We start from the raw sequence: 22650 nt of genomic DNA, 5'->3' as shown, positions 1-22650 counted from the left end.
ACTAGTTCCCCCTGTATTCAAGTATCTGCATTATAGTAATCCCAAAATCTTTTTCTTTTTTTAATACAAAAGGTGCTTCGACCTCTATTCTTTCTTCTTTTAGATCTTCAATGACAATAGTACAACCATCATTGAGGTTTCCTTGTTTAGCTAGTGTTTCAATGATATCCTTATTGATCTTCATCGCATAAGGTGGATCAAGGAGAACAAGATCAAAGTGAACCTGTTCATCGTTGAACTTCATTAATGCTTTACGATAATCCATCTTTAAGACGTGAGCATTGTCAATCTTAAGCATATTGACATTCTCCTTGATTACCGCAAAAGCCTTGTACTGTTTATCGACACTATAGAGTTCATCCATTCCTCGACTCATGGCTTCAATGCCAAGTCCACCGCTTCCACCGAAGAGGTCAAGGACTACGCCTCCATCAAAGTAAGGACCTATCATATTGAATAGATTTTCTTTATTCTTATCGGTAGTTGGTCTTGTTAAATCAGACTTTACGCTCTTAAGCTGTCTGCTGCGATATTTACCGGCGATGACGCGCATAGATTTTTCCCATCCTTCCTAGTACTAGTTCATCAGAAATATTAGCAAAGATAATACTGTTTAGTTCATCTAGATAATTATTTAAATCTAAAAGAGCTTTACGATACTCTCTCATTTCTTCATAAGAATCTATCAGCAATCTTTGCTTTGAAATCTTTTCATCTAATTCTTTTGTATTGGCATATTCTCCGTATTGAGAAAGCGCTTCTTTTTCATCACGATAGCGTTCAAGCGTGCGTATCTCACGAGATAAAGTCTCGTGAGATACAACACGCTGTCGTGCTTCAATATATGTTTTATAGATATCTTCATCTTTGAGTGAGGATACAAAATCGGCGACTAGATCGTAGATCATAATGATTCTTCCGCCTCTCTTTTTAGCTTATCTTTATTGTAGATAGAAATCACTCGCTGAGCAGCCCCTATTGAATACATCGCGACAACTGTAGATGTTCCCCCGGCACTGATCAGAAGAAGTGGCACACCGGTCATTGGAATGTATCCTGATACACCACCTAAGTTTACAATCATGTGCATAAAGAAGTAACTTGAGATTCCGACAAGGATAAGCTTATATTTATCATTCTTGATTTTTTGTGCATAGTTAAATAACTTGAAGATAATATAACAATATAAAACAATAATAATCAATATACCAAAGAATCCAAATTCTTCAGCGACAATAGCTGAAATATAGTCGTTTTGTGCTTCTGGGATATAACCGAATTTCATAACGGAATTTCCAGCACCACGTCCGATAAGTCCACCGTTAGTAAAAGCAATGAGACCATTGATGACCTGCATAGCTTTAGAATAGATGTATTTCTCATTTAATGGATCTTTCCAAGTGACAATACGTTGAAGCTGATGTGATCTAAAGATAAAAGTTGAACCAACAGCTACTACTACAACCCCAACAGCCGCAGCCATAATCGCCATTTTCTTATAAGGACGATAGTATGGATCTGGCGCACATAAAAAGACAACGAAACACATCGCGAGCAAGATGGCTGCTGACCCAAAGTCTTTCTGAATCACAATGATAGTGGCAGTTGCACCAAGTACCATGCCCACTGGCCAATATAAGCAATCTCTCTTTTTGATTCTTAAGAGTTCACGACGTTTTCTTGGACTAATGTACTTGCTTATTTTATATCTTTTTGGTAATTCTCCAAGTGTATAGGCTAATACAAAGACAAGTATAATCTTCATGAATTCAGCCGGCTGAATGGTCACTGGACCAAGTACAATCCAGGCATGTGACCCATTGATATTCCATAGTCTACAGGCAAAAAGTGCGATTAAAGCAATCCCATAATAAAGTTTACATTTATTAAGATTGTTCATTCCTAGTTTTTTATTCATCCCTTTAGCCGCCACAAATAATGCGACAGTACCAATGGAAACAAAGAACAGCTGTTTAAATAGATTCACAAAAACAAACTTTGGTCCTAAACGGATGGTGCTTCCTACTGAAGCATCCGCAATCATATAGATACCAAATATGGCCAATAGAAAAGTCGCAAAGTAGAGACTCTTGTCAACGCCTGAACGCTTAAAGATACGAAGTATGCTTTTTACATTTTCACTTAAAGACAAATCATATCATTCCCTTCTTGCGACGCTTTAAATACTTTATAGATTGAATACGAAGATGCTTTCATAAAAGCGCGATCCAACTGTTTCTGTAAAGACTTGGAGTCTACAATTTCAGTAAAACGACGATAGGCTTTCATGAACTGATCACGTTTAATACCGCCTTCATATGCTTTTTCAACTGCGTTATATAATGCAATGACATCACAGATTTCCTGTGTTGTCCATTCTTCCAATAAAGGATAATCGTACATAGAAACCTCCCAATATTAAAAATATTATACATGATTCTACATCAAAATAAAATACTTCAGTTTCATTTGACTAGCAACAAATAAGGATATTTGATATAATGCGTGCGAGGTGATAAAAACATGATTACTATGAAAGATATAATCGATGACAGTCATCCATTAATCAGGGAAATTTCTAAGGAAGTTAAAGTCCCTTTAAGTGAAGAAGATGAAAAACTAGCATTAGATATGTTTGAATATCTTAAAAATTCACAGGATGAAGAAATCGCAGAAAAATATGATTTAAGACCAGGTGTTGGCCTTGCAGCCGTTCAGGTAGGACAGCTTAAAAGAATGTGTGCTATCTATATTCCAAATGTGGATAGTGAAGGTAATGTAAAGAATATTGACCAATGGGTTCTTGTAAATCCTAAGGTTATCTCTTATACAGAAAAAGAAGCTTACTTAAGACATGGTGAAGGATGTCTTTCTGTTCCTGAAGATAAATCAGGACTTGTCCCAAGACATGCCAAGATTACATTAAAAGCTTATGATGCCTTAACTAAAAAAGATGTCAAGATTGTAGCAAGAGGCTTTACTGCCATCTGTATTCAGCATGAAATGGATCATTTTGACGGTGTTCTTTACTATGATCATTTCAACAAAGAAAATCCTACAGCACCTATTCCTAATGCAATGGTAATCGAATAACAAAAAAGATTGTCTTTTTGACAATCTTTTTTAATAGTAATTATTAACAATATTGACCATATCATCAACGTACACTCTTCCTCCCTGAAGAACTGACGGAGGCAGTTCTTTGGAGAAAGAGACCTGTACGCTGTAGAGATCTCTAAGTAATGGGAGATCTTGCTTTTGACAGTAGGAAACGACATGTTTCATCATTTTGTTGGAATGACTGTATACTGAAAATAAAGCAACATTGTTAATGTGTTCTCGATTTAATCGTGATAAGAAAGAGAAGACTTCTCTTTCTCTTTTTTTATTGAAAAAGCGTGTATCAAATCCAATGAGTAATAGATCAGCATGTTCAGTGCTTGAAAAATCAGCAGCTTCTCGCATATAGGTACGTGCCTGTCTTGCCATGTCATCAGCTAATGTTTTGATCTGTTGACTTCTTCCTAAGTTTACAACAGCGATATTCATTGTTTCACCCTAATCAACAGATCTCATATAGGCAAAGTAGCATCCTGCAAACATGAACAAGTATCCTATAAGACTATTGTTAAATAGCACTGATAACACATTTGAAAGAGTGATCATCACTCCAGCTAGAAGCAATGTGACAATGCCTTTTACAATATAACAAAGAATACAGGCTATAACTGCAAGGATACCCATTTCCTTGGATTTCATGCCAGATACACGATACAGAATTTCAGCGATTGCAATACCGATTATAAGGTAAAGTACCATTGGTACAATTGGAAGTGCTCTTTCAATATAAGCCGCAATTCCCCCAATGACAATTGATGCTACAACAATAGCAGCAATATACTTAGGCAGATCTTTACCATGAATGACATACTGATTTTGTGAACGAAAATACTTTTTAGCTTCCCTTCTCTTTTGATACTCTCGAACTTTTTCTTTTAGACTCATTATAACTTTTCAGCCTTTTCTTTAATATATTTTGCAACAGCATCATGTAATTCTGGACGATCAAGAGCGAAATCTATTGTCGCCTGGATGAATCCAAATTTATCCCCTACATCATATCTGTTACCTTCAAAATCATAAGCATAAACAGCCTGACGATCCATCAATCTCTTGATTGCATCAGTAAGCTGAATTTCTCCTCCAGCACCTTTACCCTGTGTTTCAAGGAAATCAAAGATTTCTGGTGTTAATACATAACGACCTAAGATAGCCATCTGACTTGGTGCCTTATCTATTTTTGGTTTTTCTACCATGTCTGATAACTTAACTAAACGTCCCTTAGCAGGATGTGAACGTGATGGTGCAATAATACCATACTTGTTAACAGTTTCCTTTGGTACAGTCTGTACCCCTACTACTGAAGACTTAGTTTCCTGATAAGCATCAATAAGCTGCTTTAAAGCAGGCTGCCCTTCCTTATTGATGACAACGTCATCACCAAGCAATACCGCAAATGGTTCATCTCCGATGAAGTCATTTGCACACATGATTGCGTGACCTAAACCTTTAGGTTCCTTCTGACGAATGTAATAGATATTGGCCATATTGGCAATATCTCTAACCATCTTGACCTGTTCAGTTTTTCCTGATGCTTTTAGACGTTCTTCTAGTTCATAGTTAACGTCGAAATGGTTTTCCATAGCATGCTTGTTGCTATTAGTGATAACAAGAATTTCTTCAATGCCGCTATCTACTGCTTCCTGGATAATATACTGAATTGTAGGAATATCTACAATTGGCAGCATTTCCTTTGGCAATGCCTTAGTGGCAGGTAAAAATCTTGTTCCTAAACCGGCTGCAGGTATAACTGCTTTTCTTACTTTCGTTTGTCTCATTTTAATCTCCTTAATTCAATAACTGATTCTTCTTTTTCATTCGATATTTCAATATGAGCAATGCACTAAAGAATCCTCCAGCAAGCCCTGACATGTGCCCGCTTAATGATATGTTTGGTACAATGACAGATATTAGTATCATAAAAGCTACATTGATAAATAGTGGCTTAAAGATATCTGTTAAATCTCTTCTGACATACACAAGTGCCAATAATGAACCGATGATTCCAAAGATGACACCACTGATTCCTGCTGATACAACAGAAGCTTCAAAGCCATTGTACATATACATAAGCAATGGAATCAAGTTTGTAGAAATAGCACTTGCAAGACAGATGATCGCATAATCTCTTTTTCCAAAGATTTCTTCAGAAATGAGTCCTACATTATAGAGTGAATAACAGTTTACAAAAATGTGAACCAATCCAAAATGTAGAAAGTTAGCCGTCAACAATCGCCAATACTCACCGTACATATCTACAGCGATACCATTAAAAGCACCCATGTTCAATGCTTGAGTGGCATCCATTTCTGGACCATACAATAATGTTGTGACAATATAGACCGCCATACATAATAGAATCATACCATAAGTTATAGGGTAATGTTTAAAATTTTTATCCATTCTTTTCTCCAATAAATTCAAAAATTGACATCTGATCTATCTGTGGCTGTTCATCTTCTCCATAGACATTGTTTTTTTCTATGATTTCATCAATAGATAATGGTGATTGAAGATCATCGCGGCTAATAGGAATAGCCCCCATCTCTTCAAGACGAAGATTTCCATTATATTCAGGAACTTCCATGACCAGCTGTCTTGTCCAATTATAATGCAAGTTCTGTATGGCTGTAAACCATACAGCACCACTATTAATAAGAACAGCCGCAATGATCTGACAAGATGAAAGACCACATACATAAATATTACGATCTAAAGCATTAGTGACATCAAAGAAGGCATAAGGATCAATGGCACTAATAAGACAGAGCTTTCCTTTAGATATATATCGTTTATACTCTTTTATTTTATCAATAAGATGATCAGATAATACCCCTACTACATTGCCTCCACTAGAAAGCATCTGTTTTAAGGCATACTGATCTACGCCTTTGATATCTCCACTTATAAGAGTACGTCTTTCTCTAGCAAGCTTTGAAACAGCCATCTTGACCATTCTCTTTAGTTTCTTGCTTGAAGTCTGTGGACCTACTATGGAAACATTATCTTCTTTAATTAAAGATAAATCTCCAGCATAGAATAATACAGGAGGCATACGTTTCTTTAGTTTTAATAGACTTTTTGGATAGTTATCTTCATACTTGGTTGTCACCTGTATTCCTTCTTGTTCTAATCGATAGAGCGCATAGAACATTTCTGCCATCAAGGTTGCTCTTGCAATAATCTTTAATGAAAGATAGGCATCTAGTCCTACTACATTCGTTAATGTCATTTCGTTCATCCCCATTAAACGACTGACATCATTTAAATTATGTTCTTCTATCTTCTTTTCTACTTCATACCATTCATCATAGGTCAATGGTGGTATGGATGTTGGAATAAGCGTACTGCAATATAGAATTGCAGAAAAACTATTTAGATTTAAATATATCTTCATATGTATCACCTGATGTTTATTATATCATAATGGTAACAATAAAAATCATTTGTTTGTTTATTATATGTAGGAATAGCGTTATTTTTTTATTTAAAAAGCAAGTAAGCTTTAGGCTTACTTGCAAAACATTTCTTTTAATACTCTGAAATATTAAAATATTCCATTGCTGCTTCTACGCACTTTCTAATAAGTTCTTCATGTTTTTTATATTCATCATATCCTTGAAGCTTTACTCTATATTGTTTCCATCTACCTTCATATGTTACATCAAGTTCTGCATCTTCAAGTTTCTGAGATAACTCCTGATTTTCATTTGTTTTAAAAAACATATACAAAAATGATTTCTTTGGCTTAAAAGATATGAAGTTTTTTGCAATTCCATCTTTTGCTAAACCAACATAAAATTTATTATATTTAAGTTCATAACCAGATGTATAATTCTCAAGATCAGTGAAAATCTTATCTACTACTCCCATTATTTTTTTAGTACTTCGATTTTCCCAATACTTTCGATCAGTAACTTCGTATTCATCTTCTTCATCTGTTCCAAGTGTGATTCTATCTATTACTCTAGTAAAAGCAAGAGAAACATCATTTCCAACTTTATATGCTGATACTTGTAATGCAATAAGAGGAATTGCTCCATTAAATAGATTTATTACATTCATGAAGCGTCCTGTTATTTCCTCTGCAACAATAACAGCACAATGATCATACTGTGGATATCTTTTCTTTTCTGTGTCCCAATATTCTATTGTTCTAATAATATGACTTGGATCAGTTGCTCCCAACTGTATTTCTATTTCATATCTTGTATCATTATCAGCTGTTCCCATCAATATATCCAATCTACCTCCTGCAGGCTGGATACGTTCTCTTTGTATAGGTGTAAGTTCACCCAGTCCTAATGATTCAGGATGTTCAAAAATAAACTTTTGAATTAGATCTTCTTTTATTTCTGGATGATTTTTTAATGATATTTTTTCCAAACTAACTAGATTAGCCATATTTCCCCTCCTAACTTTTACATCTATTTCTTATCAAGAATTCTATATTACATTTTATGTCTCCCTTTAACTATTTTCAAATATAATTTCATCAGTTGTACAAATGTCATTTTTTTAGATGGTGTCGAATATGTTTTATTAAAAAAAATAATACTGCATTCAAATATTATGTAGAATCCCCAAAAAAAAGAGAGAAAAATAAGTTCATGCTCTTATTTTGCTCTCTATATATAAAATTAGTCAGATAAATTGGCATTTACTTTTCTTCTTCATATCTTTTCTTAATCAACTGATCTATTGTTAATAGCGTTATAATACACATTTAATTCTTCTTCTATTTTTTGAAGTTCTTTTTCGGCCTCTTCATTTACCTGATATGTTGTATATGCAATATACATGGATTTATCTTCCATTGGATTTAATATAATAGAACCTTCATGATCATCAAATCTAGCCACTTTGGCATTAAATAAACAATTTGCAGTGTATAAAGTAACATTATTCCCTAAAATATTATAACTGATTGATCCTGTAAATGTTAACATCAAATTCTTTCCTAACAAATTGTCCACATTTTTTACTTATTCCACTTACGTCCGATCTTAAAGAATCAAAAGATTTCTTACTTCTTATTGGTGTACTTTGAAGTAAGTAAAAAACCTCTTCCACATCTTCATAATTTTCTCTTTAATGAAATTGAGATGGTAAAATATTTAAATCAAAAGTTTTATTCTTGAATTGTCAAGTTAAGTGCAACGATGTTGAGTAATAAGCCTCATATGGTGTTTTGTATCCAAGACATTTTCGTGGACGCTTATTTAATTCATCATACATTGCTTGAATATATTCTTCTGATATCTCTGTTATATCGACACCTTCAGGAAAGTACTCTCTTAATAAACCATTTGTGTTTTCATTGGTTCCTCGCTGCCATGGATGGTGAGGTAATGGAAAATAGAATTGCACATAATCCAGTGCCACAATTACCTCTTTGTGATTTGCAAATTCCTTTCCTCTGTCTGGAGTTATTGATTTTACAGGATGATCCTTAAGTGATTGTATTATAACAACATTGACATCAGCAGCGGCTTTGCGGAAAGCTTTGCCGCCAACTAGAAATCTTGTTTTGCGATCAACTAATGTAACCAGGCATGCTTTGCCCTTTTTCCCAACAACACTGTCTCCTTCCCAATGGCCTCTTTGAGAGCGATTTGTCGACCCGACAGGTCTTTGAGAAATATCATTGGATATTTGTATTTTACCGCGGCGCTCCTCATAATCTTTTGTATGACGAGACTTGCCGCGATGTCTAAGCTTTCTAATGGCGCCTCTGTTTACGTGGGATTTGTTTGGTTCATCAAACATTCCGGAATAGATGGCTCTATAAATAGTATTGCAACTAATAATACATTTGCCGGATTCATATCTTAATCTGCCGGATATCTCTTCTGGAGACCATTGGTGATCAAGGAATTTTTCCTTTACTAATAAATATAGATCTGGATCTTCAAGTTTCTTATGAGGCTTACAGGCTGTACGTCTCTTTAAATAACTATTATGAGCTACAGCTGGCTGATAATAATCCTCCTTGGAATTTCGTTTGATTTCTCTGGATATGGTAGATTTATTTCGACCAATAGCTCTAGCAATTTCTGTAACAGAATAGTTCTGAGCCAGAAAAAACATTATCTTTTCTCGCTCAATTAGTGTAAGATGTTTGTAATGGCACATACGGTTCCTCCTGATAAATGATTGTCTTTGCAAACACCATTATATCAGAGACCTATGTGTCATTTTCTATTTGTTGCACTTAGATTGTAAATTCAAGTGTAAAAAAGGATATATTAAATAAATAAAAGACCACCTTTCTCACTTCGTTAGTAGAAACTGCTTTTCATAAGCACGTACTGAATTGGTTATTTGCTTAAATGTAATTGGCCATGACATACTGATGTATTTCATCACCTTTTTCATGATGTTCTTCCCTGAATAACGGTGATTTGTTCTCCATTCCTGTTCAGCTAAGAATAGCGGCAGATCTCTTTTCTTTACGGATCTATAAAGGTGATTTTCCTGCAAATGTATTTAGCCATCTTAATTTATGATTTTCATTTGTATAATCTACTACACTGTTTTCTAACTGTGTTAATTTTTCCAGGTGAAAAAAAGCTCTATCACCATCGCAATTAATAACTATTGATCGTTGAATAGGCATTTTTCTTTAAGATAGCTTTCAATAGGTTCACCTTTATAATCAGGCAAAGCATGAAGCTTGATATACTGAGGATATTCATTATCTTCAGATGTAGACAATACCAAAAGCGTGGGATGCCTGTTTTCAGAGCATTTCCTACGTTTTCCGGTATGATGTCCACCTATTTCAAGTATATCGATTCATAGAATGAATTTTGTAATATTGCTTTCAGCCATTAAGATGCGACATTTTTTGCTGAATTTTCGGGCTATCTTGACATTGACATCCATATAATTGGCTAATTGATTACCGTTTACCCCATTATTGGAGCTAAAGAAAACATATAAGCCAATCAGTAGATTTGAATCCTGAAAAATAGTATGGGCCAGAAGTGAGTGCTGATGTCCACATTTTCTACAGATAAGCAGATATCCATTTTTGACATTCTTTCTTTTGACCAGGTAATAGTCATGACAGTCACATTTATCACAGGAAAAGCCATTAGGCCATTTCAGATTTAAAAAGAAATTGATCTATTTATCTTCCTTGGAAAATCTTTTGATGAAATCAACTAAAGAATCTTTTCTAGGTTTTACAGTGCTCATAATTCAATCCTCAACTTTCTGCTTTAAGAAGCTCCTTAAAACCTATATTTGTCTGTTATGTGAAAAGTGGTCTTTTATATTAAGATATTTATCAGCTACAGTCAAAGTTCCATAGTCTTAGCATGACTTACCTACTCTCTTCACAATAGAACAAATACGTCATATTTTTCCCATTTTGCATGAAATTTTGACATCTGAATCCAATCAATTTCATTGGAAGTACCTACATTCGTCAAATGTACAAAAATAGAAGACGACTTAGTCTCATAACTTCTATTGCAATCAAGAGTAGCGCAATTTTGAGGGAGAATCGCTTACATAAGAATCCCAATCATTGTATTTCCAATCAATATGAACAGATACGATACTACCGAAAAAAGACTCTTACAAACCTTCTTGATAATTGAAACCCGATCATCTTATAGTCGTTTGCAGTTCTCTATTTTCAGTCTCAATATTATCTAATCCCCCCTGAAATAATGAATCATTTATCAGATCCCTGCTTATATGAAATCGGCTTTGCCTTTGCACCCTTCATAATACAAACCAACCACTTCTATATTTCTTACGCTACCGCATTTATGTTAATTCTCTCTATAACGTTCCTTATCGACGCCCATACAGATATATCCGTAAAGATGTCAACCATGCTTCCCTGATCCGTAAACGGAGATTCCTGAAGCACAGAAAAGTCTTTCATCATACCGTTATGGACTATGTACTCTATAATTTGATTTACAAAATAAATCTGTCGACTATCGAGATTTGCATCATTTAGGAACTCTGAAAAAGCCTCTTTTGCAGCATTCATATCCATTCCGACAATACTTCGAACAAGCTCTCCCAACGGCTTTTGACCGTACTCCTTCTCATAATCCTCTTTAGGTCCAACTTCAGACCAAAGAATCTGCTCTAATGATTCCACATCTAGGTGTGTCAAAGGCTGATTCGTTTTTAACTTAGCAATAACAATATTATCCTGATGCTGGCGGATATAATGCTCAGCTTTTGCTCTGTAGTTTGCCAAATCATCGCTTTCAAGCTCAGACTCATTCCAAGACGAATCCAAAATATCATCTGTAAAATCCGTATCGTAACGAAGCTTTTTCTTTGGCACATATTTCATCAAATTTCTGAGGTTCTCTCTGATATGCTCAAAGTCATCTATTCCGGCACGCTCCACATAATCCGTATTAAGAATCTTGTCGATAAGGTCCTTCTGAGCCTGAATCTGCGGAATATTTGCAACAGAGGCAATACCACTTACCTTATTCATAAGATCCGCTCTTAATCGACCATATTTGCGTCCTGCAAGCTGAGCCAATTCCATACCATACATCAATGCATCAAAACGAACCGCTGTTGCCTCATCACTATCCGGCAAAATAAGCGGTGCTAGTTCCTCACGGACCAATAATGTATCTTCGTAGGAAAGCGTCTGATAATTTGATTCAAATGAATATAAATCTACATACTTAATATGCTGACGTACCGCAAAGTTTTCACGATTAAGCTCTTTTACCTTTCCGGTCATCATCTCAACCAATCGATTTCGATAAGCTATCAATCGTTCTACTTGATAATTGATATCCTGTAACTTATACGCAATTTGGAACTCCAAGTTGAATACAGCTCCCTGAAGTGCAATCATATTTGCAGTCGGACGACCTTCTCCCATTCGGAAGAATTCAAAGTTCCCACAAAAATCAAAAATATAAAACTTAGACTTATCATCACCGTCCATAAGCCCCGGGCAAAGTCTAGTACCACGACCAATCATCTGCCAGAACTTTGCTTTACTCATAACCTTCTTAAAAAATACAAGATTCAAAACTTCCGGAACATCAATACCGGTATCTAACATATCTACGGAAATCGCTATCTGAGGCAATTTTTTCGCATCAGAGAACTCATCAATTGCACTCTGTGCATAGGTCATATAATTATCAATAACCTTGGCAAATGCTTGACCATTGGAACCTTTCGCAAGATTAGGATACTCCTTATTGAACACATCCAATATCTTCTCAGCATGTGCATGATTCTTCGCAAAAATAATCGTCTTACCGATTTTCTCGCCGTAGTCCACCTTCAAACTATCACGCATAACAATATGCAACACCTGACGGATAGTATCTTCGTTAAAAAGCCAAGTATTCAGCGCAGATGAATTGATTCTTTCTGGAAGTTCCCCGTTCTCATCTTCAAAAGTATTCTCATACTCTTCTTTTTCTTCCTCAGAAAGCTCAGCATAACTGATTCCCTGCTCGATAAACTTAAGCTTGGTCTCAACAGACATATAATCAACCAGATAGCCGTCCTTTACTGCCTGCGCCAATTCATATCCATAAGTCGGAACTCCATTATCCAATTCAAAAATAGAATACGTATTCTTATCAATCTCATCCTTTGGTGTCGCTGTAAGGCCCACAAGCGGAGCATCAAAATAGTTAAAGATATCCTTGTACTTGTTATAAATGGATCTATGGGCCTCGTCGCAAATCACGAGGTCGAAATGTCCACTGGTGAAAAGTTTTCCATCTTTATCTTTTACTGTGTCAATACATCCCATCATAGTCTGATAAGTTGAAAATACGCAACGAGCATTATAATTATCTTTTTCCTCACAAAGATTTGTGCATGACAAATTAGGAAGAAAATTCACAAAACTTCTCTTTGCCTGTGTAACCAGAGAATTTCGATCTGCAAGGAAAAGAATATTCTTCACCCATCCTGCGTCTACTAAAACTTTACAAAGTGCAATCACCGTTCTAGTCTTACCAGATCCTGTAGCCATAACAAGCAGTGCTTTGCGTCTATTTTTCTTATCGAAACTTTCGCAAACAGCTCTCACTGCAGCTTCCTGATAATATCTTCCTGCAATTTCTTTATCTACATTTACGTGATTTAGGCTTTTCTTCATAGACTGAAGGTTAAAAAGCTTTTCCAAATCACGCTTTGAATAAATCTCAGCTACTCTTCGTTCCGGATACTGATTAACTACAATTCTTGTTTCAAATCCGTTTGTTAAAAATACTGCAGGTCTTCTGCCATATTTTTTTTCGAGTATATCCGCATAAAGCTTTGCCTGCTGGCGTCCCTTTGCAACATCTACACATGTTCTCTTTGCTTCTACAACTGCGAGAGGTTTATGTGCATCGTCGTAGAGAACATAATCTGCAACTCCGACCTCGGACTTATTTGGCATTCCCGGGAGTTTTACTTCGTTAATCCAATCTTTTCCTTCCGTCCAGCCCGCATCAATCAGCATGGAATCAATATATATCTTTCGGGTCTTATACTCAGAAAGATCAAGAGGCTTCGAAACATACGTCTGCTGTTTCTCTACACGTCGAGAAGACAAAGCTTCTTTTAAAGACTCATTTTCTTCGCGAAGCTTTTGTAAATCCAATTCCTTCTGAGCAGAGTTTTCAATTTCCTTCTTCAGCTCTACTTTTGTAGCTTCTGCCTGCTCACGAAACTCTTTACTCTTTTGGATTCTCTCCTGTACAAGATTTGGATTAAAACTTCTTTCCTCATACAAGTCAGAATAACAGTAAGCAATATAATCCAAATAGATAAAAAGATTTTCAAGACAAAGCATAGCCTCATCTCGACCAAGCTTCTTTCCTCTATGAGCCACGTTGTTACCGCACCTACGGATAAAATCCATTCTCTTCCACAAATCCGGACCGATAATCTGACGATACTCTTCCGCATTCATAAGACTCTGAAGATTATCCTGGTATGGCATCTCCAACTCTTTATCTACGGAATACATCCACTTCAAAGCAAACTCCATAGCACGTCGGCTATTAATGATACTTGCCTCTGGATCCATCAAAATAATACGTTCTGCAGAAATCGCAACGTCTGCAAAACTCTTAAATTTTGGTTCTTCCTTTAAATAATCAAAATTTGTAATCATATAACCGCCCCCTACTTTTTTGACGAAATAGCACTATCTGGTATAGCAACTTAAAATCCAACAACATGTGGTTTTAAATCAACAAATCTACACTCTACTAATTCACCTATAAGTTCTTGTTTCGACTTTTTTCTGGTAAACACTTTCAACTTTACTTGTCTCTTTGATAACGATAAACCTTATCTTCTAAACAACGTTTTTCATCTACAAGAAAGTCATCTATATATTCCAAGTTCATCTTAAAATATACCGAAAACATCTGCTTACATATTATATCATTTTCTTTTACAAATGGACAAATACACATAGTTTTCTTCAGAGACTTGGTATCAAATAAATACCTTATACTTTGACTTCCCACTTCCGGAAACTTCTCCCATATAACAATCAGGTTCTGTTTCCTTTACATCCGAAACCTTATTCTGTTTATAGTATTTAATCGCCCGCCAAACTATCTTCTTGGGAGCCTTTTCTACTAATCCCATATAATCTCCATTTATGCAACTGCGTTTAACTCTACAACTTTTGATTTGTCGACTTGTCGAACAAACTCTGCATACTTATTCTGTTCATCAATTGGAACAATAATAATCTGTATTTCCTGTAAATTCTTTACTGATAATCCAGGTTGCGCTGCTCCTGTTTGATATCTCTTCAGGTCAAGGTTAATCAATAATTGATTTAACCATATACTGTTCATTTTAATTGTTGGTGTAACCAACAAAGCATGCTCTGTATTCTTAAACTTACCAGTAGCATACTGAACATTACCACTTAGTGCCCCTTGCCTACCAATTAATGAATAATTACCTTCCTGATTATACTCAGCCACGTATCCGCGAATACCATTGCCACCATAGCAAGGATACATGTTTACTTCATTAGGCTCTTCTGATATATCCGAAGCTGCAGTGAAATCACCTGCTTTTAATACCATCACGTCTTTCAGACTTCTTACCTCAAGTCCTTTTGTATTTGCTATTGGATCTCCAAACATCTCGACAAATCGGGCTTTGATGAGTTCGTTTAACAGATTTAATTCCTTTTGTCTTTCATCCATAACATTTCTTACTCTGGTTAGTTTCTCTACAACTTCCTTCTGAAGACTAATGTCCGGCAATTCAATCTGATACTCTCTCACACTAGCAGCTGACAAGTTAGGCTGTGAGCTTCCATTATTAGCTTTTACAAGTTGCTCCTTTATTGATGGTGAATCCAGGGAAAACATCAGATACTCTCCATCAATCTTTTCATAGTCAGGTCTAATGATAACCAATGATGATGCAATTGCACCTACAACATCATCATTTACAATAGCTTTCTTCCCCAGTGAACCTCTCAAACAATAGAGTATATCGCCCTTTTCAAATTTACCAGAGTTCAGTTTTTCATACTTTTCTTTAGAGATATAATTCATGTCCCCAAAATCAATCGTACGCCCCGTTAAATGCCCTGCATTTACAAAAGGTACATCCCCTTCTTCCGTTATATCCGCCTGAGAAGGATAATTCTTACCTCGATCACCATTTATTAATACAGCAATATCTCCAAGTTTAACTTTCTCCATCTATCATCCCTACAAATCTCAATTTGTGAAGAATAACAATACTTATAAATATTTTTTACAATTATCCGCAAAGACAACCTTTTCATTTCTTTGCAAAGGATGTCTTGGATTTCCTTCTTTACTCAACGTGCCAAAATAAAATACTCGGACACTTATCTCCGAAAGCATATTAAATATATCTTTCTTTGCTAGTCTCAACGTCTCTATACCCTTAGCATTCCCCCAAGCTCCCCAGACTTCCTTTATCTTATGTTCTATAAGAAACCTCCTAATTATATCAATATTTTCCTTACTGATAGCTTCATTAAACTCTTCTAAATTCTTAGCATCAGTAGCTCTTTCCGGATAGAGATTAAATACAATCCAGCCATCATGATTAAGTTTCTCACTTGCACTTATAACTCTATTAATAGTCATATCACTTGAATCTTCTTTTGCCGCAGATGGATTCATACAAATAGCTACTAGATTCATACAAATAGCTACTAATGGATTCGTTCCTTTTTTTCCTAATGCGTATCTATATCTGCCATATTTCTGAGGCAAAATAAAATCAGGTTCTTCCCCCTTAGGATATTTCAAGACATGTTTCGTTATTTTGTTCATGTATTTCCTCGTTCTATGAAATAAATTTTTTATGCGATGCCTTAACATTACTTTGATTCACCATCGCATACTGCATAGTCGTATCTATCTGAGAATGCCCCAAAATCTTCTGCACTTGCTCTATAGGCATCCCCTTGTCAATAGCTCTAGTAGCCATCGTCCTGCGGAACTTATGCGGATGAATCTTAGTCAGATTAAGGCTTCGTCCCAATTGGCGTATCCTTATTTCTACTCCACTGATTTTCAATCTGTCATTCGGCGAATCTAATGTTACAAACAACGCCGGATTATCATCTTTTCTGCTTTCTATATAAGACTTCAAATGCAATTTTGCCTTTGCATCAAAATATACCCGACGCTCTTTTCCGCCTTTTCCAAAAACAACACACTCACGTGCTTCAAAATCCACATCTGAAATATTCAGATTCACAAGTTCGCCAACACGGATTCCAGTAGAATATAGCAAATCAATCATTGCTAAATCTCGCTTGCAGTTACAATGATCTCGAAGCTTTTCAATATCCTCATCCGAAATAACTTCTTTCACCTGTTGATTAGTCTTAATCTTATGTATCCTTCGCATGGGGCTTTTCAAAATATAGTTTTCTTCTTCCAGCCAAGAGAAGAAACTTGATATATTCCTACGGATATTATCCACTGTTACTTTGCTACAATTATTGCGTTTTTGATAATCCGCAAGATATTGACGCAAATCCTCAGTCGTTATCTTTCGAATTGAAATCGTGACTTCTTTAAGCATTGTTTCTATTGTTGATTTATAATAGAGCAACGTCCTTTTTGAACATCCTTCAATGCTCTTGGCAGCAATAAACATCGCCAAGTATTCTTCATTTGAAATTTGTTTTTTCTCAACAACTTTTTCGCTAAAATTTTTAAGCATAACTTCCTGAAGCTTTTTCATTTGAGCCACAGACAAATACTCTGCCATCTCGTTTAGAATTGATACAACCTTTTCCTCCATACTGGTATCTCCTTTCATAAATACCAGCATCCCTGCGACCATTTATTATTTACTTACAACCAACGTGACAATCGGTCCAGCTATTGCAGCAATCATCGCAACAATAGCTATAACCATCATCCAGCGGTTATACCATTTACTTTTTTCTAATTCCTCTTTCGATTCACTATTAAGCTTGACCTGCTGATCATACATATTCTTTAATTTGTCATAATTATCCGCTAGCAACTGATTTTGCTCCAATAGTATTGACATCTGTTGAGATACCAAATTATTCTGCTCTTCTATTTTTCTCTTTATGTCGCCTACTATTGTATCTTCAGGATCAATTGCAGTAATTTCCGGCATTTCATATTGTGGAATATCAATTTTAGGCATATCTAACTTTGCAAAATTATTACAAGAATCATAAATCTTACTCAAATCTAATTTCCCAATTTGAGATATCGCGTCACTTAAGGCTTTTTTATCCATTATTTCCCCTCCCCAAAATATTCCTGCATCAAACTATCAAATAACAATTGTGCTTCATCCAATGCCTTCTGCACTACAACTTTTGATTTGTCGACTTGTTTTAAAAAATCTACAAACTCATTCTGCTTATTCATTGGCGGAAGCATCAATTTCATCTTGTTATACTTTCCAACATTAAAATGTTGCTGCGCTGCCCCACCTGTTCCTTCATCGATCTGTTTCCTTCCATGAGGCATATTTGTGTAAGTACATAGATAATGCGGATTCACTCTATCACAGTCTGGATGGGCAATTATAATATCAATTGCATTGCATCCCTCATACTCTTTACTTACCACGCAGGCAGTGCCTGGAGCTCCAGATCTAACAATAAGAATGTCATTCTCCTTAAGTTTAGACTTTGAGTTCCTACGATGTCCCTCCTCTGAAAAATATACCCAATCAGAATCTTTTACGTATCCTTCGCCTATATTTAAGGAACGAAAAGCTTTTATTCCATTAGCTTCATCCGTATAATACTGTGCTGGTTTTATAACAACTCCGACCTGAACATCCGCTACTTCTTCAATATTTATAACATCCCAGTTTTTAGAATTACTTTCATCACCAAAGAGCTCGACAAATCGGGCTTTGATGAGGTTGTCCAACTCTTCCAATTCCTGCTGTCTTTTTTCTTTAACGGCAATCACCTTTGCAAGCAAATCAACTATACGTTTCTGCTCCTCTAAAGTTCTTTTCGGAATCAACATCTGTCTCATTGCTGCCTGAGTGAGTTTTTTCCTTGTAGCTCCATTGACCATCCCGCCAACGTTATAGAACATCAATGAATAGCATAAATAATCAACATCTAGTCCTTCCTTTGGCTTTAATACATGAGCGTGATTATTAACCCAGCATTTCCCAGAAACGCGATAAGCAATGGGTCTTTTTTTGGATCCAAAGTTACCTCCATCCTCCGCAAGAAGAACTAACTCATCATCAAATATATAATCAGCCACGTGGTCCTGAATCCCATTTGCTCCATAATATGGATATGGTCCTTCTTCTCTATCTGATGAAGTAATTGGAACTCTCATGGAATCCAATATTTCACAGCAATCTTCTAATATTATTTTCTCCATCTATCATCCCTACAAATCTCAATTTGTTTAAGACTTGTTTTCCTTTCTACAAATTTAATAATCTCTCCAACTCATCCATCTCTTTACCAATCTCCGCTTCAATCTCACGGATATTAGACATGATTTCAGATGTAGGTGGATACTCAACTTTTTCGTATTCAATTTCCTTATATTGATTTATAGAAAGATTATAGTCCTTATCTACAATATCCTGCTTCGGAACCATAAATGATTTATCTGTACGTTTTCTATCTGCTTCTTTATCAAGATTCTTGAAGCGTTCGATAATATCCGGAATATCACTTTCATTTACCGGTGTACGTTTATCATCCAAGCTATATCCATCAGCAGTCATGTCATAAAACCACACATTATCGGTTCCACCATGATTAGTCTTTGTAAAAATAAGAATCGCTGTAGACACTCCGGCATATGGCTTAAACACACCGGAAGGCATTGAAATAACTGCTTCTAACCTATTCTCTTCTACAATCTGTTTTCTAATACCCTTATGAGCCTTAGATGAGCCAAAAAGAACTCCATCCGGAACGATACATGCACATCTTCCACCAACCTTTAACATACGAAGGAAAAGTGCAAGGAATAATAATTCCGTCTTTTTTGTTTTACAAACTTTAAGCAAGTCAGCGGATACTGCATTTGCATCCAAACTACCCTTAAAAGGTGGATTTGCAAGAATAAGGGAATACTTATCATGGTCTGCATTCTGATCAGACAAGCTGTCACGATATTCAATAAACGGATTATCAATCCCATGAGTCATCATGTTCATGGCACCGATACGAAGCATAGTCCTATCCATATCAAATCCATTGAACATAGAATTCATGTAATGCTCTTTTTTATCCTTATCAAAGAAGATTTCTTCTTTCTTTGTCTCCTTCAAATACTCCGCTGCAGATACCAAGAATCCAGAGGTACCACAAGCTGGATCACAGATTACATCGTCAGACTTCGGATCTACCATTTCTACCATCATACGAATGATGTGTCTCGGTGTTCTAAACTGACCATTTCTTCCTGCAGACGCAATCTTATTTAAAAGATACTCATACACATCCCCACGTACATCAGAAGACTGTATGCTATTCATAATTTCATAGATTTCATCCAATGAATCCACAACCTTAGATAACAATAACGGAGTTGGCAACTTAAAGATTGCATCATCCATATATTTAGAATATGCACTGTTCTTATCGCTGTGAAGATTCTTAATGAATGGAAACACCCACTCCTGCATTACCGTATACATTCTTCCTGCAGGGAAATCATGAAATACAGACCACTTCAACTGTTTTCCGTCGATAGAACGATCACCGATTTTCACTTCTTCTGCAAAAATACTTGTATAAGGAAGACCAAGCATTGCGCTCTCTTTTTCACGTTTATTATCTACATCATCCAAATCTCTGATAAACATAAGATATGTAATCTGCTCGATTACTTCCAAAGGATTTACCAATCCACCTGCAGCAAACACATCCCAAAGTCCATCAATTTTGTTTTTCAATTCACCTGTAATCATTAATTAATCCTCCACATTCCATGTGTATTTCGTATAACGGCCACCGCCAATTTTCTTAATCTCATCATTTTTCAAAAGTTCAGCCAATGTTCTCTGAATCGTAGTATCACTGATATCCGGATTCATCTTAATAAGTTCTGCTTTTGTAATAGTTCCAATATGATTTTTTATAATCTCTCGGATTCGATCTGCTTTAGATAAATTAGGATTCGTCACCAATTTTACTCTCGATTCAAATTCCTTATATGCATTTACTATTACGCCAAGCATATAATTTACAAATGGCTTATAATCATTTTCGTTCTCGTGCCAACTAACCGAACTATCTTGAAGCACCTCGTAATAGGTTTCCTTTGACTCCTCGATGATTTTTTCGATACTGACATACTTTCCAACGATGAACCCTGACTGATACAAAAGAAGCAACGTCAGAAGTCTACTCATTCTTCCGTTTCCATCATCAAACGGATGGATACACAAAAAATCCAAAATAAACATACTCATCAAAATAAGCGGATCCGCCTCATTCTTCGCATCTTTATATGCTAAGCAGAGCGCATCCAAAGATTCAGGAGTTTCCCACGCTGGAACCGGTTTGAATCTTATTTTTTCATTTCCCTGCTCATCACGTTCTCGAATTATGTTGTCACCATTCTTAAAAACACCGCCGTCAACATTACCAATAAACTTATACAAATCACGATGTAACTGAAGAAAGTAATTCGCGTTAATCGGAATATACTCATAGCTTTCATGAATTGTATTTAATACATCTCGATATCCTGCAATTTCAGACTCATCCCTATTTCTAGGCGTTGTCTTTTCCTGTACAAGATTTTTAAGTCTGTCATCCGCAGTAAAGATTCCCTCTATTCTGTTTGAAGCCTCTGTACTTTGAATCTTGGCAATCTCTATTAACCCGTTCAATTCATCCTTATGTGCTTCAATAAACAAGCGCTGCTCACCCTTAAATTCGTTGATAAGCGTAAGTTTCTGGACGATCTCTGGCGTTAGCAGTTTCTGCCATTTTTCCTTGTAATTATAATCTCTCATCCAATTACCTCATAATCATTTTAATTTAGTCATTTTCATCTCTCACGACTTAATTAAGTTCTTTTTAATCTTACTCTCTTTTTAATTTGATGTCAATGAATTTAATTCAGTCATTTTGGCGCACTATGACTAAATTAAGTATTATAATGAGTAAATAACAAACCCTCCTCAGCAATGTCAAAGTTCAGCTCATTTCTACTGCTTTTGACATTTCCGGGAGGGTTTATTTTGTATTGTTCAAGCACTTATGAATAAGTGCGTTTGCACCAAGACTCAGTTTTGGAGGTTACTATAATAATCACTTTGTAGTCAATCGACTAAATCTACTGAAATCACGCCATTCGTACGCCGTTTTTTTATAAAATATGAAAAGTTACATGAAATCAGCTCTTTGGCTTGTTTACCTGTTTCATCTTCCCCTGCAACAATGAAATCAACACGTCTATTTGTATTAGGAATTCTATATTCAATCGCAACATCACTATCGTCAGGAATATCTGATGTATTTAGTACTTTATACATGTACTGCATTGAATTCATCCATGAATTAAACTCTGCTTTTCCAGTATGTCTATGCATCTTTTCTAATACAAGATGATCAATATTACCTTCTATTTCATCATTAAAAACATCTTCAATAAATTGTCTCTTAGTCTCTTTATAAATAATCATAGTTCATTATACTTATCGCTTTTTCCTTTTGCTTTTTCTACTGGATACTTTTCTTCGTTCATCTTCATTTTCATCTTGATAATATCATCTGCTTTAACATTGAGCTTATCACACATTTGTAAACAATAAATCATCACATCAGCTAATTCTTCTTTTACATGTTGGTAATCAAAGTGATCATTATCCCATTGAAAACATTCCAATAATTCAGCACTTTCAATTACAATACTCTTTGCTAAATGTACTGGTGCATGAAATTGATCCCAGTCTCTATCACTTACGAATTTATTTACTAATTGTTGTAGTTCTTCCATCATGTCACCTCATATAAGCATCTTTATTATATCTCGTTATTGTAGATTAATGAAAGTAATA

General features: G+C 35.6%; 25 protein-coding genes. 1 reads left to right on the top strand and 24 read right to left on the bottom strand.

Annotated features, from left to right (window positions below):
* Nucleotide 1 precedes the first annotated feature (1 nt).
* Genes rsmD through T513_RS0102520 form a run of 4 tightly spaced genes read right to left on the bottom strand, consistent with a single transcriptional unit; the run spans nucleotide 2 to nucleotide 2403 of the window.
* Nucleotides 2–553, bottom strand: coding sequence for a 16S rRNA (guanine(966)-N(2))-methyltransferase RsmD (gene rsmD, locus T513_RS0102535; RefSeq protein ID WP_029070365.1), 552 nt, complete (start codon nucleotides 551–553; stop codon nucleotides 2–4).
* Complete coding sequence (locus tag T513_RS0102530; RefSeq protein WP_029070364.1) at nucleotides 534–908, bottom strand: YlbF/YmcA family competence regulator; 375 nt, start codon at nucleotides 906–908, stop codon at nucleotides 534–536. Before T513_RS0102530 ends, rsmD begins: the two co-directional genes overlap by 20 nt.
* Entirely contained in the window at nucleotides 905–2152 is a 1248-nt protein-coding gene (locus T513_RS0102525; protein ID WP_031588780.1) for an FtsW/RodA/SpoVE family cell cycle protein, read from the bottom strand. The genes T513_RS0102530 and T513_RS0102525 overlap by 4 nt, the downstream gene beginning before the upstream one ends.
* Nucleotides 2143–2403 carry a UPF0223 family protein gene (locus tag T513_RS0102520; RefSeq protein WP_029070362.1) on the bottom strand — a complete coding sequence of 87 codons (261 nt, stop codon included), beginning with the start codon at nucleotides 2401–2403 and terminating at the stop codon, nucleotides 2143–2145. Before T513_RS0102520 ends, T513_RS0102525 begins: the two co-directional genes overlap by 10 nt.
* Before the next feature lie 120 nt (nucleotides 2404–2523).
* On the opposite strand from T513_RS0102520, the gene def reads away from it, so the two are divergent.
* A complete protein-coding gene (gene def / locus T513_RS0102515; protein ID WP_029070361.1) occupies nucleotides 2524–3093 on the top strand; it encodes a peptide deformylase in 570 nt (189 codons plus the stop codon).
* A 30-nt stretch (nucleotides 3094–3123) separates the two neighbouring features.
* On the opposite strand, the gene T513_RS0102510 is transcribed toward def, so the two are convergent.
* From T513_RS0102510 to T513_RS0102415, 20 genes are all read right to left on the bottom strand, one after another.
* Complete coding sequence (locus T513_RS0102510) at nucleotides 3124–3549, bottom strand: hypothetical protein (RefSeq protein WP_031588778.1); 426 nt, start codon at nucleotides 3547–3549, stop codon at nucleotides 3124–3126.
* A 9-nt stretch (nucleotides 3550–3558) separates the two neighbouring features.
* Nucleotides 3559–4005: a hypothetical protein gene (locus tag T513_RS0102505; protein ID WP_029070359.1), complete on the bottom strand. Its 447-nt coding sequence runs from the start codon at nucleotides 4003–4005 to the stop codon at nucleotides 3559–3561.
* Nucleotides 4005–4898: a UTP--glucose-1-phosphate uridylyltransferase GalU gene (gene galU / locus T513_RS0102500; protein ID WP_031588777.1), complete on the bottom strand. Its 894-nt coding sequence runs from the start codon at nucleotides 4896–4898 to the stop codon at nucleotides 4005–4007. The genes T513_RS0102505 and galU overlap by 1 nt, the downstream gene beginning before the upstream one ends.
* Nucleotides 4899–4908: 10 nt before the next feature.
* Nucleotides 4909–5523 carry a rhomboid family intramembrane serine protease gene (locus T513_RS0102495; protein ID WP_031588776.1) on the bottom strand — a complete coding sequence of 205 codons (615 nt, stop codon included), beginning with the start codon at nucleotides 5521–5523 and terminating at the stop codon, nucleotides 4909–4911.
* Nucleotides 5516–6517 carry a DNA-processing protein DprA gene (locus T513_RS0102490; RefSeq protein ID WP_029072280.1) on the bottom strand — a complete coding sequence of 334 codons (1002 nt, stop codon included), beginning with the start codon at nucleotides 6515–6517 and terminating at the stop codon, nucleotides 5516–5518. Before T513_RS0102490 ends, T513_RS0102495 begins: the two co-directional genes overlap by 8 nt.
* A 134-nt stretch (nucleotides 6518–6651) precedes the next feature.
* The gene (locus T513_RS0102485; protein ID WP_031588775.1) at nucleotides 6652–7524 is read right to left on the bottom strand and encodes a hypothetical protein; all 873 of its coding nucleotides are present in this window, start codon (nucleotides 7522–7524) and stop codon (nucleotides 6652–6654) included.
* Nucleotides 7525–7805: 281 nt separating this feature from the next.
* A complete protein-coding gene (locus T513_RS0102480; RefSeq protein ID WP_031588774.1) occupies nucleotides 7806–8069 on the bottom strand; it encodes a hypothetical protein in 264 nt (87 codons plus the stop codon).
* 196 nt (nucleotides 8070–8265) lie between these two features.
* On the bottom strand, nucleotides 8266–9255 hold the full coding sequence (locus tag T513_RS0102475) for an IS30 family transposase (protein WP_031588773.1): 990 nt from the start codon (nucleotides 9253–9255) through the stop codon (nucleotides 8266–8268).
* A gap of 138 nt (nucleotides 9256–9393) precedes the next feature.
* Nucleotides 9394–9603, bottom strand: a complete 210-nt coding sequence (locus T513_RS12135) for a hypothetical protein (protein ID WP_155266056.1) — start codon at nucleotides 9601–9603, stop codon at nucleotides 9394–9396.
* A 1285-nt stretch (nucleotides 9604–10888) separates the two neighbouring features.
* Nucleotides 10889–14251 carry a DEAD/DEAH box helicase family protein gene (locus tag T513_RS0102465; RefSeq protein WP_031588772.1) on the bottom strand — a complete coding sequence of 1121 codons (3363 nt, stop codon included), beginning with the start codon at nucleotides 14249–14251 and terminating at the stop codon, nucleotides 10889–10891.
* 329 nt (nucleotides 14252–14580) lie between these two features.
* Nucleotides 14581–14736, bottom strand: a complete 156-nt coding sequence (locus T513_RS12130; protein ID WP_155266055.1) for a hypothetical protein — start codon at nucleotides 14734–14736, stop codon at nucleotides 14581–14583.
* Nucleotides 14737–14747: 11 nt separating this feature from the next.
* Nucleotides 14748–15818 carry a restriction endonuclease subunit S gene (locus T513_RS0102455; RefSeq protein ID WP_031588771.1) on the bottom strand — a complete coding sequence of 357 codons (1071 nt, stop codon included), beginning with the start codon at nucleotides 15816–15818 and terminating at the stop codon, nucleotides 14748–14750.
* A gap of 42 nt (nucleotides 15819–15860) precedes the next feature.
* A complete protein-coding gene (locus T513_RS0102450; RefSeq protein WP_031588770.1) occupies nucleotides 15861–16424 on the bottom strand; it encodes a DUF1643 domain-containing protein in 564 nt (187 codons plus the stop codon).
* Nucleotides 16425–16437: 13 nt separating this feature from the next.
* Nucleotides 16438–17406, bottom strand: a complete 969-nt coding sequence (gene xerA, locus T513_RS0102445) for a site-specific tyrosine recombinase/integron integrase (RefSeq protein ID WP_031588768.1) — start codon at nucleotides 17404–17406, stop codon at nucleotides 16438–16440.
* A 45-nt stretch (nucleotides 17407–17451) separates the two neighbouring features.
* On the bottom strand, nucleotides 17452–17880 hold the full coding sequence (locus tag T513_RS0102440; protein ID WP_031588766.1) for a ubiquitin family protein: 429 nt from the start codon (nucleotides 17878–17880) through the stop codon (nucleotides 17452–17454).
* Entirely contained in the window at nucleotides 17880–19001 is a 1122-nt protein-coding gene (locus T513_RS0102435) for a restriction endonuclease subunit S (protein WP_051654360.1), read from the bottom strand. Before T513_RS0102435 ends, T513_RS0102440 begins: the two co-directional genes overlap by 1 nt.
* A 46-nt stretch (nucleotides 19002–19047) precedes the next feature.
* Nucleotides 19048–20550: a type I restriction-modification system subunit M gene (locus T513_RS0102430; protein ID WP_031588764.1), complete on the bottom strand. Its 1503-nt coding sequence runs from the start codon at nucleotides 20548–20550 to the stop codon at nucleotides 19048–19050.
* A 3-nt stretch (nucleotides 20551–20553) separates the two neighbouring features.
* On the bottom strand, nucleotides 20554–21603 hold the full coding sequence (locus tag T513_RS0102425) for a Fic family protein (RefSeq protein WP_031588763.1): 1050 nt from the start codon (nucleotides 21601–21603) through the stop codon (nucleotides 20554–20556).
* 309 nt (nucleotides 21604–21912) lie between these two features.
* Entirely contained in the window at nucleotides 21913–22275 is a 363-nt protein-coding gene (locus tag T513_RS0102420) for a hypothetical protein (RefSeq protein WP_031588762.1), read from the bottom strand.
* Complete coding sequence (locus T513_RS0102415; protein ID WP_201783574.1) at nucleotides 22272–22589, bottom strand: nucleotide pyrophosphohydrolase; 318 nt, start codon at nucleotides 22587–22589, stop codon at nucleotides 22272–22274. Before T513_RS0102415 ends, T513_RS0102420 begins: the two co-directional genes overlap by 4 nt.
* Between the last annotated feature and the right edge of the window lie 61 nt (nucleotides 22590–22650).

The sequence above is a fragment of the Kandleria vitulina DSM 20405 genome (genome assembly GCF_000702065.1).
Classification (GTDB): Bacteria; Bacillota_I; Bacilli_A; order Erysipelotrichales; family Coprobacillaceae; genus Kandleria; species Kandleria vitulina.
The sequence above is the reverse complement of the archived record's forward strand: the minus strand, read 5'-3'. Positions and strand labels throughout refer to the sequence as shown.

Coding starts and splice junctions, on each gene's coding strand:
- T513_RS0102510 (WP_031588778.1), bottom strand. CDS start 3,549: ATGAATATCGCTGTTGTAAACTTAGGAAGAAGTCAACAGATCAAAACA.
- xerA (WP_031588768.1), bottom strand. CDS start 17,406: ATGGAGGAAAAGGTTGTATCAATTCTAAACGAGATGGCAGAGTATTTG.
- T513_RS0102440 (WP_031588766.1), bottom strand. CDS start 17,880: ATGGATAAAAAAGCCTTAAGTGACGCGATATCTCAAATTGGGAAATTA.
- T513_RS0102520 (WP_029070362.1), bottom strand. CDS start 2,403: ATGTACGATTATCCTTTATTGGAAGAATGGACAACACAGGAAATCTGT.
- T513_RS0102485 (WP_031588775.1), bottom strand. CDS start 7,524: ATGGCTAATCTAGTTAGTTTGGAAAAAATATCATTAAAAAATCATCCA.
- T513_RS0102415 (WP_201783574.1), bottom strand. CDS start 22,589: ATGGAAGAACTACAACAATTAGTAAATAAATTCGTAAGTGATAGAGAC.
- T513_RS0102425 (WP_031588763.1), bottom strand. CDS start 21,603: ATGAGAGATTATAATTACAAGGAAAAATGGCAGAAACTGCTAACGCCA.
- T513_RS0102465 (WP_031588772.1), bottom strand. CDS start 14,251: ATGATTACAAATTTTGATTATTTAAAGGAAGAACCAAAATTTAAGAGT.
- T513_RS0102490 (WP_029072280.1), bottom strand. CDS start 6,517: ATGAAGATATATTTAAATCTAAATAGTTTTTCTGCAATTCTATATTGC.
- def (WP_029070361.1), top strand. CDS start 2,524: ATGATTACTATGAAAGATATAATCGATGACAGTCATCCATTAATCAGG.
- T513_RS0102450 (WP_031588770.1), bottom strand. CDS start 16,424: ATGAACAAAATAACGAAACATGTCTTGAAATATCCTAAGGGGGAAGAA.
- T513_RS0102475 (WP_031588773.1), bottom strand. CDS start 9,255: ATGTGCCATTACAAACATCTTACACTAATTGAGCGAGAAAAGATAATG.
- T513_RS0102420 (WP_031588762.1), bottom strand. CDS start 22,275: ATGATTATTTATAAAGAGACTAAGAGACAATTTATTGAAGATGTTTTT.
- T513_RS0102435 (WP_051654360.1), bottom strand. CDS start 19,001: ATGGAGAAAATAATATTAGAAGATTGCTGTGAAATATTGGATTCCATG.
- T513_RS12130 (WP_155266055.1), bottom strand. CDS start 14,736: ATGGGATTAGTAGAAAAGGCTCCCAAGAAGATAGTTTGGCGGGCGATT.
- T513_RS0102455 (WP_031588771.1), bottom strand. CDS start 15,818: ATGGAGAAAGTTAAACTTGGAGATATTGCTGTATTAATAAATGGTGAT.
- T513_RS0102505 (WP_029070359.1), bottom strand. CDS start 4,005: ATGAGTCTAAAAGAAAAAGTTCGAGAGTATCAAAAGAGAAGGGAAGCT.
- rsmD (WP_029070365.1), bottom strand. CDS start 553: ATGCGCGTCATCGCCGGTAAATATCGCAGCAGACAGCTTAAGAGCGTA.
- T513_RS0102530 (WP_029070364.1), bottom strand. CDS start 908: ATGATCTACGATCTAGTCGCCGATTTTGTATCCTCACTCAAAGATGAA.
- T513_RS0102480 (WP_031588774.1), bottom strand. CDS start 8,069: ATGTTAACATTTACAGGATCAATCAGTTATAATATTTTAGGGAATAAT.
- T513_RS0102430 (WP_031588764.1), bottom strand. CDS start 20,550: ATGATTACAGGTGAATTGAAAAACAAAATTGATGGACTTTGGGATGTG.
- galU (WP_031588777.1), bottom strand. CDS start 4,898: ATGAGACAAACGAAAGTAAGAAAAGCAGTTATACCTGCAGCCGGTTTA.
- T513_RS0102495 (WP_031588776.1), bottom strand. CDS start 5,523: ATGGATAAAAATTTTAAACATTACCCTATAACTTATGGTATGATTCTA.